Origin of the sequence: Kocuria kalidii (genome assembly GCF_044462225.1) — a bacterium.
In the GTDB taxonomy this organism is placed as follows: domain Bacteria; phylum Actinomycetota; class Actinomycetes; order Actinomycetales; family Micrococcaceae; genus Kocuria; species Kocuria kalidii.
Window position 1 is genome coordinate 1 of record NZ_JBISWJ010000090.1, and the last position, 13,644, is coordinate 13,644.

12 protein-coding genes and 1 pseudogene are annotated in these 13,644 nt (G+C 72.2%); 10 read left to right on the forward strand and 3 right to left on the reverse strand.

Features of this window, described 5'->3' with window-relative positions; genetic code table 11:
- The first annotated feature begins 58 nt into the window (after positions 1 to 58).
- From purU (ACH9D3_RS13470) to ACH9D3_RS13480, 3 genes are all read left to right on the forward strand, one after another.
- The gene (gene purU, locus ACH9D3_RS13470) at positions 59 to 979 is read left to right on the forward strand and encodes a formyltetrahydrofolate deformylase (protein ID WP_396401302.1); all 921 of its coding nucleotides are present in this window, start codon (positions 59 to 61) and stop codon (positions 977 to 979) included.
- A 122-nt stretch (positions 980 to 1,101) separates the two neighbouring features.
- Entirely contained in the window at positions 1,102 to 1,725 is a 624-nt protein-coding gene (locus ACH9D3_RS13475; protein WP_396401303.1) for a cyclodeaminase/cyclohydrolase family protein, read from the forward strand.
- Positions 1,722 to 2,615 carry a bifunctional 5,10-methylenetetrahydrofolate dehydrogenase/5,10-methenyltetrahydrofolate cyclohydrolase gene (locus ACH9D3_RS13480; RefSeq protein ID WP_396401304.1) on the forward strand — a complete coding sequence of 298 codons (894 nt, stop codon included), beginning with the start codon at positions 1,722 to 1,724 and terminating at the stop codon, positions 2,613 to 2,615. Before ACH9D3_RS13475 ends, ACH9D3_RS13480 begins: the two co-directional genes overlap by 4 nt.
- Before the next feature lie 66 nt (positions 2,616 to 2,681).
- On the opposite strand, the gene ACH9D3_RS13485 is transcribed toward ACH9D3_RS13480, so the two are convergent.
- Entirely contained in the window at positions 2,682 to 3,347 is a 666-nt protein-coding gene (locus tag ACH9D3_RS13485; protein ID WP_396401305.1) for a GntR family transcriptional regulator, read from the reverse strand.
- Between the two features lie 172 nt (positions 3,348 to 3,519).
- Positions 3,520 to 4,191 carry an FCD domain-containing protein gene (locus ACH9D3_RS13490; protein ID WP_396411331.1) on the reverse strand — a complete coding sequence of 224 codons (672 nt, stop codon included), beginning with the start codon at positions 4,189 to 4,191 and terminating at the stop codon, positions 3,520 to 3,522.
- Between the two features lie 165 nt (positions 4,192 to 4,356).
- Between ACH9D3_RS13490 and glyA the strand changes: the two genes are divergently transcribed.
- Genes glyA through purU (ACH9D3_RS13525) form a run of 7 tightly spaced genes read left to right on the forward strand, consistent with a single transcriptional unit; the run spans position 4,357 to position 13,075 of the window.
- Positions 4,357 to 5,652: a serine hydroxymethyltransferase gene (gene glyA / locus ACH9D3_RS13495; RefSeq protein WP_396401307.1), complete on the forward strand. Its 1,296-nt coding sequence runs from the start codon at positions 4,357 to 4,359 to the stop codon at positions 5,650 to 5,652.
- A complete protein-coding gene (locus tag ACH9D3_RS13500; protein ID WP_396411332.1) occupies positions 5,652 to 6,869 on the forward strand; it encodes a sarcosine oxidase subunit beta family protein in 1,218 nt (405 codons plus the stop codon). Before glyA ends, ACH9D3_RS13500 begins: the two co-directional genes overlap by 1 nt.
- Before the next feature lie 26 nt (positions 6,870 to 6,895).
- Positions 6,896 to 7,183 (forward strand): sarcosine oxidase subunit delta, encoded by a 288-nt coding sequence (locus ACH9D3_RS13505; protein ID WP_396401309.1) that lies wholly within the window; start codon positions 6,896 to 6,898, stop codon positions 7,181 to 7,183.
- Positions 7,180 to 10,095, forward strand: a complete 2,916-nt coding sequence (locus tag ACH9D3_RS13510) for a sarcosine oxidase subunit alpha family protein (protein ID WP_396411333.1) — start codon at positions 7,180 to 7,182, stop codon at positions 10,093 to 10,095. The genes ACH9D3_RS13505 and ACH9D3_RS13510 overlap by 4 nt, the downstream gene beginning before the upstream one ends.
- Positions 10,088 to 10,777, forward strand: coding sequence for a sarcosine oxidase subunit gamma family protein (locus ACH9D3_RS13515; RefSeq protein ID WP_396411334.1), 690 nt, complete (start codon positions 10,088 to 10,090; stop codon positions 10,775 to 10,777). Before ACH9D3_RS13510 ends, ACH9D3_RS13515 begins: the two co-directional genes overlap by 8 nt.
- A complete protein-coding gene (locus ACH9D3_RS13520; protein ID WP_396411335.1) occupies positions 10,777 to 12,180 on the forward strand; it encodes an L-serine ammonia-lyase in 1,404 nt (467 codons plus the stop codon). The genes ACH9D3_RS13515 and ACH9D3_RS13520 overlap by 1 nt, the downstream gene beginning before the upstream one ends.
- A 22-nt stretch (positions 12,181 to 12,202) precedes the next feature.
- Positions 12,203 to 13,075, forward strand: a complete 873-nt coding sequence (gene purU, locus ACH9D3_RS13525; protein WP_396401314.1) for a formyltetrahydrofolate deformylase — start codon at positions 12,203 to 12,205, stop codon at positions 13,073 to 13,075.
- A 387-nt stretch (positions 13,076 to 13,462) separates the two neighbouring features.
- On the opposite strand, the pseudogene ACH9D3_RS13530 reads toward purU (ACH9D3_RS13525), so the two are convergent.
- Positions 13,463 to 13,644 (reverse strand): annotated as a pseudogene (locus ACH9D3_RS13530) (MBL fold metallo-hydrolase); the annotation flags it as partial.

The window sequence follows — 13,644 nt, forward strand, 5'->3', positions numbered from 1 at the left end:
CCGGCCGACCCGCACGTCAGTCACACCCAGCAGGCGAACACCCAGGCAGGAGCCACCCATGACCGTCGTAGACACCCTTTCCCCCACCGCGCAGCAGGCTGCCGCACCCGCGGAGTCGACAGTGCGGGCCGCGTCCCCCCAGTTCGTGCTCACGCTCACCTGCCCGGACCAGGTGGGGATCGTCCATGCCGTCACGGAGTTCCTCCTGGCCCACGGGGCGAACATCACCGAGCACCAGCAGTTCGACGATCCGGCGCACGGGCTCGTCCACCTGCGCACGGCCTTCACCGGTTCCCGGGAGCTGACGCTCGGGACGCTCGAAGAGGACTTCGCCCCCGTCGCCGAGCGGTTCGGCATGCGCCACCACATCCACGACCAGACACCGCCCCGGCTGCTCGTCATGGTGTCCAGGAGCGGCCACTGCCTCAACGACCTGATCTTCCGGTGGCGGGCCGGCGGCCTCGGGGGCGAGATCGCCCTGGTGGTCTCCAACCACGAGGAGCTGCGCCCCATGGCCGAGGCGGCAGGCCTGCCGTACATCCACCTTCCCGTGGCCCCCGCCGGCAAGGAGGAGGCCGAGCGGCAGCTGCTGGCACTGGTCGAGGAGCACGACATCGACCTCGTGGTGCTGGCGCGCTACATGCAGATCCTCTCCGACGACCTCTGCCGCGCCCTGGCGGGGAGGGCCATCAACATCCACCACTCCTTCCTGCCCGGGTTCAAGGGGGCCCGCCCCTACCACCAGGCCTACGAGCGGGGCGTGAAGCTCGTCGGCGCCACCGCCCACTACGTGACGGCCGACCTGGACGAGGGGCCGATCATCGAGCAGGAGGTCATCCGGGTGGACCACACCCACGGCCCGCGGGCCCTGTCCACCGTGGGGCAGGACGCGGAGGCGCTGGCTCTCTCCCGCGCGGTCCGCTGGCACTGCGAGCACCGCGTGCTCCTGGAGGGCTCCAGCACCGTCGTCTTCCGCTGAGCCGCGCGGCCCCGAGCCTGCCGCGCCACCGGCCCCGGCCCCGGGCCCGGAGCCGCGGCTGCCCGTGCACCGGCGGCCGCCACCCATCACCGTCCGTCAACGCCCACCGAAGGAAACAGCACATGATCGGTTCGGAGACCCTCAACGACTACCTGGAACGCCTGGCCTCCCGGGAACCCACGCCCGGGGGCGGGGCGGCCGCAGCGCTGCACGCGGCCCAGGGGGCCGCCCTGATCGCCATGGTGGCGCGCTACACCACGGGGGCGAAGTACGCCGAGCACGAGGAGCGGTCCTCCCGGATCGCCGCCCGCGCCGACGACATCATCCCGGAGGCGCTGCAGCTGGCCGACGACGACGAGAAGGCCTTCGCGTCGGTGATCGCCGCCTACCGGCTGCCCTCGACCTCGGAGGAGGACCGTACCGCTCGTTCCCGGGCCATCCAGCAGGCCACGATCGCGGCGGCCGCACCCCCGCGGGCGCTGATCGGCCTGGCGACGGAGGTGGTCGACCTGGGCCGGGAGCTGGCCGAGTTCAGCAACCCCAATGTGATCAGCGACGTGGCCGCCGCCTCCGAGGCGGCCAGGGCCGCCATCGCCACGGCCCTGATCACGCTGGACATGAACATCAACGCGATCACCGACGAGGAGACCCGGACGCGGTTCACGGACGAGCTCCGGGACGGCCACAACGCCGTGCTGTCCGCCCAGGCCGTGACGGACCGCGTGCGCGAGAAGGTGATGGCATGACCGCGCGCCGGCTGACCGGGGGCCCCGTCGCACAGCGGATACGGGCCGAGATCGACGACAACGTCAGCACGCTGGGCCGGCGCGGGACGGTCCCCGGGCTGGCGGTCGTGGTGGCCACCGACAACGAGGCGACCCTGTGGTACGTGCGCTCCATCGCGCGGGCCGCGGACAAGGCAGGCGTGCGCTGCACGGTCGTCGACCTCGGGGCCGACGCCGGGGAGGACGAGATCGCCTCGACGCTGACGCTGCTCAGCGAGGACGAGGAGGTCCACGGGATCATCCTGCAGACGCCCCTGCCGCCGGGAGCGGCCGTGGACGAGCTGGTGGCCCGCATCAGCGCTGCCAAGGACGTGGACGGGGCCAATCCCCTCAGCCTGGGGCGGCTGACCGTGGGGCAGCCGGCCTTCGCCCCCGCGACGGCCCGGGCGGTGGTGGAGATCCTGGAGCACTACGAGGTCCCCCTCGCCGGCCGGCACGTCTCGGTGGTGGGCCGCTCGGCGGTCGTGGGCAAGCCGCTGCTGCAGCTCCTGCTCCAGCGCGACGCCACCGTCACCGTCTGCCACTCCCGCTCCCGGCCGCTCGAGCGGTACACCTCCGAGGCGGAGGTCGTCGTCGCGGCGGTGGGACGGCCGGGTCTGCTGACCGGGGCGCACGTCCGGTCCGGCGCGGTGGTCGTCGACGTCGGCACCAATGTCCTCGACAGCGGCGACCTGGTGGGCGACGTGGAGGCCGACTCCACCGCCGAGGTGGCCGCGGCCCTCACGCCGGTCCCCGGCGGTGTGGGCACCGTGACGACCGCTCTCCTCCTGCTGCACACGACGCACGCGGCGCTGCAGGCCGGCGGGGAGACGGCCTCCGTCCGGATGTCGGGGCAGGGCGCCTCGGCCTGACCGCAGGGCCGCAGGGCCGCAGGAGGATGGTGCGCAGCGCCGTTCTCCCGCGGTCCCGCGGGCGGTTCAGAGCACCTGGCGGATCTGTGTCTCGAAGTCCCGCACGTGCGTGCGCATGATCTCTCCGGCCTCCTCGGCCTCGCCGGCCAGCACCGCTCCCAGCAGCTCGCTGTGGACGGTGATGTGCTCCTGCAGCTGGGGGATGCGGTCCGCGACCACGCACCAGATCCGGGTGGCGAGGTTGCTGTAGCGCTCCAGGGTGACCCGCAGATGGGCGTTTCCGGCCGCCGCGTAGACGGCACGGTGGATCTGCACGTCCCAGCGCAGCGCGTCGTCCCTGTTCAGCCACTCCGTGCCGGCCCCGTCCAGCCGGTCCCGCAGCTCCTCCAGCTGGGCTCGCGCGTCCCCGCCGCGCCGCTCCGCCGCCAGGCGGGCGGCGAGGGGTTCCAGCACCTCGCGCACCTGCGAGATCTCCGAGAGGGCGGTGATGTCCACGGTGGTCGCGAACGTCCCGCGACGGGAGTACGTGACCACCAGGTGCTCGGACTCGAGCCGCTTGAGCGCCTCGCGCAACGGTGTCCGCCCGAGCTGCAGCTCCTGGGAGAGCCGCCCCTCGTTGAGCGGGGCACCCGGGGGGATGTCCAGGAAGATCAGGCGGTCCTGCAGCTGCAGGAACGCCCGGTCGGCGAGGGAGAGCGGCTCGTCCTGCGTGTGGAGGGGCGTGGTGGACATGACGTGGTGTGCACTTTCCGTCGGCGTCGGAGGCCCGTGGGGGACCCCTGGGAAGGCCTTTTCCTCTACCGTAGCGTCATATACCAGTGGTTCCGGACTGACGCACGACCGGGACGGGCCGGACGGCTGCCCCGGTCCGCCCCGCGGAGGAACCGGCCGGGGCCGGACGGGCTCACAGGACGGTCCGCATGGTCCGCTCGAAGCTGGTGACGTGGTCGAGGGCGAGGCCCGCGGCGTCGTCGGCGCGCCCGGCGGCGATGGCCTCCAGCAGCTCCACGTGCTCGTGCACGTGGCCGGAGACGCCGGGCACCCGGTCCAGCACGAGGCACCAGATGCGGGTGGCGAGGTTGTCCAGGCGCACCAGGGTCTCCTCGAGGTGCTCGTTGCCCGTGGCCCGGTAGATCAGGCGGTGCACGTCGAGGTCCGCGCGCATGCAGGCCCGGTTCGTCGGCTCCGCGCCGGCGAGCTCCTCGAGCGTGCGGACCAGCTCGTGCATCTGCTGCCGCAGGACGGGGGGAGCCGACAGCGCGGCCTTGTGCGCGGCGACCGGTTCGAGGTGCCGGCGGAGCTCGGAGACGTCGGACAGCGCCGTGATGTCCACCTGCGTGGCGAACGTCCCCCTCCGGGGATAGCAGACCACGAGGTGGTCCGTCTCCAGCCGCTTGAGAGCCTCCCGGACCGGGGTCCTGCCGATGCCCATCTCGGCGGCGAGGAGCGCCTCCTGGATCATGGCGCCCGGACGGATCTCGAGCATGGTCAGGCGGTCGCGCAGCCGCCCGTAGGCCTGATCGGCCAGCGACGCGGTGACCTCCGGACCGTAGGCGGTGATGGTCGTGACGCTCATGGCTTCCCTCCTGGATGGGGGCCCGCGGACCGTGTCCGGCGCCGCGGTCGTCGGCGGCGGTCCGCCGTCCATTGACACCCCCGGACCCCTAGCATACCGTTGAACCACAGCTGATATATCAAACTCGTATCAGCAGCGCAGAGCGAACCGTACAGGAGCCCAGGGATGCCCGATCTGAACACTCATCTGGCCGAAGCCGACCCGGAGATCGCGGCGGCCCTCGACCAGGAGCTGGTCCGCCAGCAGTCCACGCTGGAGATGATCGCCTCGGAGAACTTCGCCCCGATCGCGGTGATGGAGGCCCAGGGCTCCGTGCTCACCAACAAGTACGCCGAGGGCTACCCGGGCCGGCGCTACTACGGCGGCTGCGAGCACGTGGACGTGGTCGAGCAGCTGGCCATCGACCGCCTCAAGGACCTCTTCGGCGCCGAGCACGCGAACGTCCAGCCCCACTCCGGCGCCCAGGCCAACGCCGCGGCCATGCACGCTCTGATCAAGCCCGGGGACACCATCCTGGGTCTGGACCTCGCCCACGGCGGTCACCTCACCCACGGCATGAAGCTCAACTTCTCCGGCCGGCTCTACAACGTCGCCGCCTACGGGGTGTCCGAGGACGACCACCGGATCGACATGGACGAGGTCGCCCGGCTCGCGCGGGAGCACCGCCCGCAGCTGATCATCGCCGGCTGGTCCGCCTACACGAGGCAGCTGGACTTCGCGGCCTTCCGGGCCATCGCCGACGAGGTCGGGGCCTACCTGATGGTGGACATGGCCCACTTCGCCGGGCTGGTCGCCGCCGGCCTGCACCCGAACCCCGTGCCCCACGCCGACGTGGTGACGTCCACCACGCACAAGACCCTCGGGGGCCCGCGCGGCGGTGTGATCCTGTGCAAGCAGGAGCACGCGAAGAAGATCAACTCGGCGGTGTTCCCCGGCCAGCAGGGCGGACCCCTGGAGCACGTGATCGCGGCCAAGGCCGTGGCCTTCAAGCAGGCGGCCGGCGAGGAGTTCGCCGACCGCCAGGCGCGCACCCTGGAGGGTGCGAAGATCCTGGCCACCCGGCTCCTGTCCCCGGACGTGATGGCCACCGGGATCAGCCTGGTGAGCGGCGGCACGGACGTGCACCTGGTGCTGGTCGACCTGCGCCACTCGGAGCTGGACGGCCAGGCCGGCGAGGACCGGCTGCACCGGATCGGGATCACGGTCAACCGCAACGCGGTGCCCTTCGACCCGCGGCCCCCCATGGTCTCCTCCGGTCTGCGGATCGGCACCCCGGCCCTGGCCACGCGCGGCTTCGGGCCCGAGCAGTTCACCGAGGTGGCCGACATCATCGCCACGGCGCTGATCCAGGAACCGACCGACGAGCTCGCCGAGCAGCTGCGCGGCCGGGTCACCGCCCTCGCCCAGGCCTTCCCCCTCTACCCGAACCTCTCCGCCCCCGTCCTGAACGGAGTTCTGTGATGGCCGACCTCCTCCCGGAGCACCCCGATTTCCTCTGGCACAACCCCGACCCGAAGACCTCCTACGACGCGGTGATCGTCGGCGGCGGCGGCCACGGCCTGGCCACGGCCTACTACCTGGCGAAGAACCACGGCATGACCAACATCGCGGTGCTCGAGCGCGGGTGGCTGGCGGGCGGCAACATGGCCCGCAACACCACGATCATCCGCTCCAACTACCTGTGGGACGAGTCCGCGGCGATGTACGAGCACTCCCTGAAGCTGTGGGAGCAGCTGCCCGAGGAGCTGGAGTACGACTTCCTGTTCTCCCAGCGCGGGGTGATGAACCTGGCGCACACCCTGGGGGACGTGCGCGAGTCGATGCGCCGGGTCAACGCCAACAAGCTCAACGGCATCGACGCGGAGTGGATCACCCCGGACCAGGTCAAGGAACTGTGCCCGATCATCAACGTCGACGACGGTCTGCGCTACCCCGTGATGGGTGCGACGTACCAGCCGCGGGCCGGGATCGCCAAGCACGACCACGTCGCGTGGGCCTTCGCCCGCAAGTGCGACGAGATGGGCGTGGACATCATCCAGAACTGCGAGGTCACCGGCTTCCTCAAGGACGGCAACCGGGTGGTCGGGGTGGAGACCTCCCGGGGCACCATCCACGCCGGCAAGGTCGGGCTCTGCGGGGCCGGGCACTCCTCGGTGCTGGCGGAGCTGGCCGGGTTCCGCCTGCCCATCCAGTCCCACCCGCTGCAGGCCCTGGTCTCGGAGCTGCACGAGCCGGTCCACCCGACCGTCGTGATGTCCAACCACGTCCACGTCTACGTCTCCCAGGCCCACAAGGGAGAGCTGGTCATGGGCGCCGGGGTGGACGCCTACACCGGCTACGGCCAGCGCGGAGCCTTCCACGTGATCGAGGAGCAGATGGCCGCGGCCGTGGAGCTGTTCCCGATCTTCGCCCGGGCACACGTGCTGCGGACCTGGGGCGGGATCGTGGACGTCACCCTGGACGCCTCCCCGATCGTGTCCAAGTCGCCGGTGGACCAGCTCTACGTCAACTGCGGCTGGGGGACGGGCGGGTTCAAGGGCACGCCCGGCGCCGGCTACTCCTTCGCCCACACCATCGCCAACGACGAGGCCCACCCGCTCAACGAGTCGTTCTCCCTGGAGCGCTTCGAGACCGGGGTCCTCATCGACGAGCACGGCGCCGCCGCCGTGGCCCACTGACCCGCCCACCACAAGGCAGGAACACCATGCTGCTGATCGAGTGCCCCTACTGCGGGGCCCGCGACGAGACCGAGTACCAGTACGGCGGGGAGGCCCACGTGCCCTATCCCGAGGACCCCTCCCAGCTCTCCGACCAGGAGTGGGCCGAGTACCTCTTCTACCGCAACAACCCCAAGGGCCTCCTCGCCGAGCGCTGGGCGCACGCCGCCGGGTGCCGCCGCTGGTTCAACGTCGTGCGCGACACCGTGACCTACGAGATCAAGGCCGTCTACCGGATGGGCGAGACCGCCCCACAGATCGGAGGTGTCCGGTGACCGACCAGACCTATCGCCTGCCCCCGGAGCGCAGCACCGCGAGCAGCATCGACCGCACGAAGCCCCTGAGCTTCACCGTCGACGGCGAGGAGCTCTCCGGGTACGCCGGGGACACCCTCGCCTCGGCCCTGCTCGCCGCGGGCCGGATCCGTTGCGGGGACTCGCTGTACCTGGGCCGTCCGCGCGGGATCCTGACCTCCGGCGTCGAGGAGCCCAACGCGCTCGTGAAGGTCGCCGCCCGTTCCCGGGTCGACGTCGACGAGTCCATGCTTCCCGCCACGGCCGTCGAGCTGAACGACGGGCTGTCCGCCACCTATCTCCGCGGCCTGGGCCGGCTGGACCCGCGCACGGACGAGGCCGTCTACGACCGCAAGTACGTCCACGCGGACGTGCTGGTCGTCGGGGCCGGGCCCGCCGGCCTGACCGCGGCGCGCGAGGCGGCCCGCGCCGGAGCCAGGGTGGTGCTGATGGACGAGCAGCCCGAGGCCGGCGGTTCTCTGCTCTCCGGCCGGGACGAGGTCGTCGACGGCGTACCGGCCCGCGACTGGGTGTCCCGGACCGCCGCCGCACTGGCCGAGGCCCCGGACGTCACGGTCCTGCAGCGCACCACGGTGATCGGCAGCTACGACGCCAACTACGTCGTGGCCGTCCAGCGCCGCACGGACCACCTCGGCGGGCCGCCGTCCCCCGCGGTGTCCCGGGAGCGGATCTGGCACGTGCGCGCGCGTCAGGTGGTGCTGGCCACCGGGGCCCACGAGCGCCCGCTCGTCTTCGAGAACAACGACCGGCCCGGGATCATGCTCGCCGGCGCCGTGCGCACCTACCTCAACCGGTACGCCGTGGCCGCGGGATCGCGGGTGGTGGTGGCCACCACCAACGACTCCGCCTACGCCGTGGTCGCGGACCTCGTGGCCGCGGGCGTGGACGTCGCCGCCGTGGTCGACTCCCGCCAGGACGTCCAGGGGGGACCGGCCGCCGTCGTGGCCGCCACCGGGGTGCCGCTGTTCAGCGGCAGCGCCGTGGTCGACACCCTCGGCGAGGGCGAGGGCGGGCGCGTCAGCGGCGTCGTCGTCAGTGCCCTCGCCGCGGACGGCAGCCTGTCGGGACCCGCCCGGACCCTCGAGGCCGATCTGCTGGCCGTCTCCGGCGGGTGGACCCCGGTGGTGCACCTGCACAGCCAGCGTCAGGGGAAGCTCACCTGGAACGAGCGGCTCGCCGCGTTCGTGCCGGCCGCCCCGGTGCCGGGCCAGCAGACGGCGGGGGCCCTCAACGGCACGACCGACCTGTCCTGGTGCCTGACCGAGGGCGCCGCGGCCGGGACCGAGGCGTCCCACCGGGCCGGCTTCGAGAGCACCCCGGAGACTCCGCAGGCGGAGAGCACGGAGTCCGAGCCCGTGCGGCCGCTGTGGCTCGTGCCGGGCCGTGCCGGGGAGCCCGCCGAGTGGCGCCGCCACTTCGTGGACCTGCAGCGGGACCAGACCGTGGCCGACGTCCTCCGCTCCGTGGGAGCGGGCATGCGCTCGGTGGAGCACATCAAGCGCTACACCTCGATCTCCACCGCCAACGACCAGGGCAAGACCAGCGGGGTCAACGCCATCGGCGTGATCTCCGCGGCGCTGAAGGACCCGGACGTGGGCGGGATCGGCACCACGACCTACCGCGCCCCCTACACCCCGGTGGCCTTCGCGGCGCTCGCCGGCCGGCAGCGCGGCGAGCTCTTCGACCCCGCTCGCCGCACTCCGGTCCACGAGTGGCACGAGGCGCACGGGGCGCTGTTCGAGGACGTCGGGCAGTGGAAGCGGCCCTGGTACTACCCGCAGGCCGAGGAGGACATGGACGCCGCCGTGCTGCGCGAGTGCGCCGCGGTGCGCGAGAGCGTCGGGTTCATGGACGCGACCACCCTGGGCAAGATCGAGATCCGGGGCAAGGACGCCGGGGAGTTCCTGAACCGCATCTACACGAACGCGTTCAAGAAGCTCAAGGCCGGGATGGGCCGCTACGGGGTGATGTGCACCGCCGACGGGATGGTCTTCGACGACGGCGTCACGCTGCGCCTGGACGAGGACCGCTTCCTGATGACCACGACCACCGGCGGGGCCGCCAAGGTCCTGGAGTGGCTGGAGGAGTGGTCGCAGACCGAGTGGCCCGAGCTCGACGTGGTGTGCACGTCCGTGACCGAGCAGTGGGCGACGGTCGCCGTCGTCGGCCCGAAGTCCCGGGCGGTGATCGCGAAGCTGGCCCCCGAGCTCGACGTCTCGCAGGACGCGTTCCCGTTCATGGCCTTCCGCGAGACCACCCTGGCCTCGGGGATCCCGGCGCGGATCTGCCGCATCTCCTTCTCCGGGGAGCTGGCCTTCGAGATCAACGTGGCCGGCTGGTACGGGCTCGCCGTGTGGGAGGCCGTGGCCGCGGCCGGTGCGGAGTTCGGCATCACCCCCTACGGCACCGAGACGATGCACGTGCTGCGCGCGGAGAAGGCCTTCCCGATCGTGGGCCAGGACACCGACGGCACCGTCACCCCGCAGGACCTGGGCATGGACTGGGTGGTGTCCAAGACCAAGGACTTCATCGGCAGGCGCTCCTACGACCGGCCCAGTGCCACCAGCGAGGACCGCAAGCAGCTCGTCGCCGTGCTGCCCGTGGACCCGGACCGCCGTCTGCCCGAGGGCGCCCAGCTCATCGTGCACGGCACGCCCGTCACCCCGCAGGAGGGACCCGTGCCCATGGAGGGCCACGTGACCTCCAGCTACCGCAGCGCCGCCCTGGGCCGTACGTTCGGCCTGGCCATGGTGAAGAACGGCCGCAACCGCATCGGTGAGACGCTCCAGGCCCCGCTCGACGGTGACCTGGTGGACGTCGTGCTCGCCGAACCCGTGCTCTACGACCCCGAAGGGAAGCGCCGAGATGGCTGATCAGCTCGTGACCGACGACGCCACCGACACCAGGACCCTGCGCCGCAGCCCGCTCGCGCACCTCGCCCAGCAGATGCGCGAACAGAGCGTGACGGGCGAGCGGGGCGTGGCCCTGCGCGAGATCCCCTTCCTGACCATGGTGGGGCTCCGCGTGGTCCCCGGCACCGCTGCGGCCTCGGCCGTGGAGACCGCGGCCGGGATGCCCCTGCCGGACGGCCACGGGCAGGTCACCGGCTCCCCGGACGGCACGGCCCTGCTGTGGCTGGGCCCCGACGAGTTCCTGCTCGTCGGCCCGGAGGGCTCCGGACCCGCCGAGATCGGCGCCGAGGGAACCGACCTCGGCGACGCGGGGTCCGACGACGCCGGCACCGCCGCCGGGCTGGCCCGGGCCCTGGGCACCGAGCCCGGTCAGGCCGTGGACCTGTCCGCCAACCGCACCACGCTGGAGCTGTCCGGGCCCTCGGCCCGGGCCGTGCTCGAGAAGGCCTGCCCGATCGACCTGCACCCGCGGGTCTTCGGGCCGGGGACCGCCGTGGCCACGACCCTGGGACCGGTGCAGGTGCTGCTGTGGCAGACCGCCGAGCAGGCCTACCGGCTCCTGCCGCGGGCCTCCTTCGCCGACTACACGGCCCGCTGGCTGCTGGACGCCATGACGGAGTACGCGGCTCCCGAGGTTCCCTGATGGCCCTGTCCGTCCTGGACCTGTTCTCCGTCGGCATCGGCCCCTCCTCGTCCCACACGGTGGGGCCGATGCGGGCCGCACGGCTGTTCACGGAGGCACTGGCCCGGGACGGTCTGCTCGACTCGGTCTCCAGGGTCCGGTCCGAGCTGTTCGGCTCGCTCGGGGCCACCGGGCACGGGCACGGTTCGGACAAGGCCGTGATCCTGGGCCTGCAGGGTGAGGACCCGGAGACCGTGGACACCGACACGGCCGATGCCCGGGTGCGGGCGAGCACGGAGCACCGGCAGCTGTGCCTGGGAGGGAGCCACCCGATTCCCTTCGACCGTGCCGAGGACGTCGTGATGCACCGGCGCAGGTCGCTGCCGGCGCATCCCAACGGCATGGCGTTCTCCGCCTACGGGACGGACGGCGAGCTCGTGCGGGAGCGCACCTACTACTCGGTGGGCGGCGGTTTCGTGGTGGACGGTGACGTGTCCGGGGCGGACCGCATCGTCCAGGACAGCACCGAGGTGCCCTATCCGTTCAGCACCGGCCGGCGGCTCCTGGAGCACTGCCGGCAGGAGCGGACCTCGATCGCCGGGATCATGCTCGCCAACGAGCTGTCCTGGCGCAGCGAGGAGCAGCTCCGCTCGAGCCTGCTGCGCATCTGGGCCGTGATGCAGGAGTGCGTGGAGAACGGGTGCACGCGCACGGAGGCCCGGCTGCCCGGAGGACTGAAGGTCCGTCGCCGGGCCCCGGCCCTGCGGACCCGGTTGCGGGAGGCCGAGGCGGCCGCCGCCGCCGATCCCGCCCGGCCGGTGTCGGACCCGCTGCAGGCCATGGAGTGGATCAACCTCTACGCCCTGGCGGTCAACGAGGAGAACGCCTCCGGCGGGCGGATCGTGACCGCCCCGACCAACGGGGCGGCGGGCATCATCCCCGCCGTGCTGCACTACTACGCCCGGTTCATCGCCGGGGCGGACGAGGACGGCGTGGTGGAGTTCCTGCTGACGGCGGCGGCCGTCGGCATCCTCATCAAGGAGAACGCCTCCATCTCCGGCGCGGAGATGGGCTGCCAGGGCGAGGTGGGATCGGCCTGCTCCATGGCCGCCGCAGGACTGTGCGCGGTCCTCGGCGGCACCCCGGAGCAGGTGGAGAACGCCGCCGAGGTCGGCATGGAGCACAACCTCGGGCTGACCTGCGACCCGGTGGGCGGGCTCGTGCAGATCCCGTGCATCGAGCGCAACGCGATCGCCTCCGTCAAGGCCGTCAATGCCGCCCGCCTCGCCCTCCAGGGCGACGGCGAGCACACGGTCTCGCTCGACCAGGTCATCAAGACCATGCGCGAGACCGGAAACGACATGAAGATCAAGTACAAGGAGACCTCCCGTGGTGGACTGGCCGTCAACGTCGTCGAATGCTGAGCAGCACCTGAAGCCGGAGAGCGTGCTCACCGCACCCTCCACGACCGAGCTGGTGCTGACGCTCGACTGCCCCGAGAAGCCGGGGATCGTGCACGCCGTCAGCGGCGTGCTGCTGGAGCACGGCTGCAACATCGTGGAACTGACGCAGTTCGACGACCGCCGGCTCGGCCACTTCTTCATGCGGGTCCACGTGGCTCCGACCACGGGCGCGGCGATCGACCAGGAGGTCCTGCGGAGGGAGCTGACCCCGGTGGCCGAGCGGTTCGGCATGCGCTGGGAGCTCAACGAGCACGAGGCGAAGCGGCGGGTCCTGGTGATGGTCTCCAAGTTCGGCCACTGCCTCAACGACCTGCTCTTCCGCGCCCGGACGGGTGAGCTGCCCGTGGACATCGTCGCGGTGGTCTCCAACCACCGGGACCACCAGCGTCTGGTCGAGTGGCACGGCATCCCGTTCTTCCACGTGCCCGTCACCCGGGACACCAAGCCCGAGGCGGAGGCGCGCCTGCTGGAGCTGGTGGACCGCTTCGAGGTCGACCTCGTGGTCCTGGCCCGCTACATGCAGGTGCTCAGCGACTCGCTGGCCACCCGGATGGAAGGACGGGTGATCAACATCCACCACTCGTTCCTGCCGTCCTTCAAGGGGGCCAAGCCGTACCACCAGGCCTACGACCGAGGGGTGAAGACCGTGGGCGCCACCGCGCACTACGTCAACGCCGAGCTGGACGAGGGCCCGATCATCGCCCAGCAGGTGGTCAACGTCGACCACACCTTCGGCCCCGAGGACCTCGTGGCCGCCGGCCGGGACACCGAGTGCAAGGCCCTGTCCAACGCCGTGCGGTGGCACTGCGAGGGCCGGGTCGTCCTGCACGGCAACCGCACCGTCGTCCTGCGCTAGCCGCCCCGTCCGCCGGTCCCGGGGACCGGTCCGCCCGAGCGCCGAAGAGCCTCCGTGGTGGGTGTCCGCACACCCACCACGGAGGCTCTCTCCGCGCCCCGCACGATGCCGGCAGCGCGGGCCCCGTCGTCCGGCCGGGCGCCCGCGGCTCACGTCCTCCCCGACGGTCTCCAGCGGGGTGCGGGGCCGCGGGACGGCACACCGCGGGAGACCACGACACGGATCACCGGCCGGCCCCCGTCGCTCAGCCCGCCGGAACCGGGTCCCCGACCGGGCCGCGCCGGTCCGCGGTCGTTCGTGGCCGGGACCGCGAACGACCGATCCCCCCGGGGCGGGTGCCTCCGGGGGGATCGGTCGTGCTGGGTGCCGGCAACCGGCTCGAGCGTCTCAGTGGCCGCGGTCGATCCACTCCTGCAGGTGCGGGGCCTCGGTCCCGATCGTGGTCGGGTCCCCGTGGCCGGTGAGCACCTCCGTTGAGCCCGGCAGGGTGAGCAGCCGGTCGCGGATGGAGTCGACGATCGTGGGGAAGTCCGAGTAGGACCGGCCGGTGGCGCCGGGGCCGCCCTGGA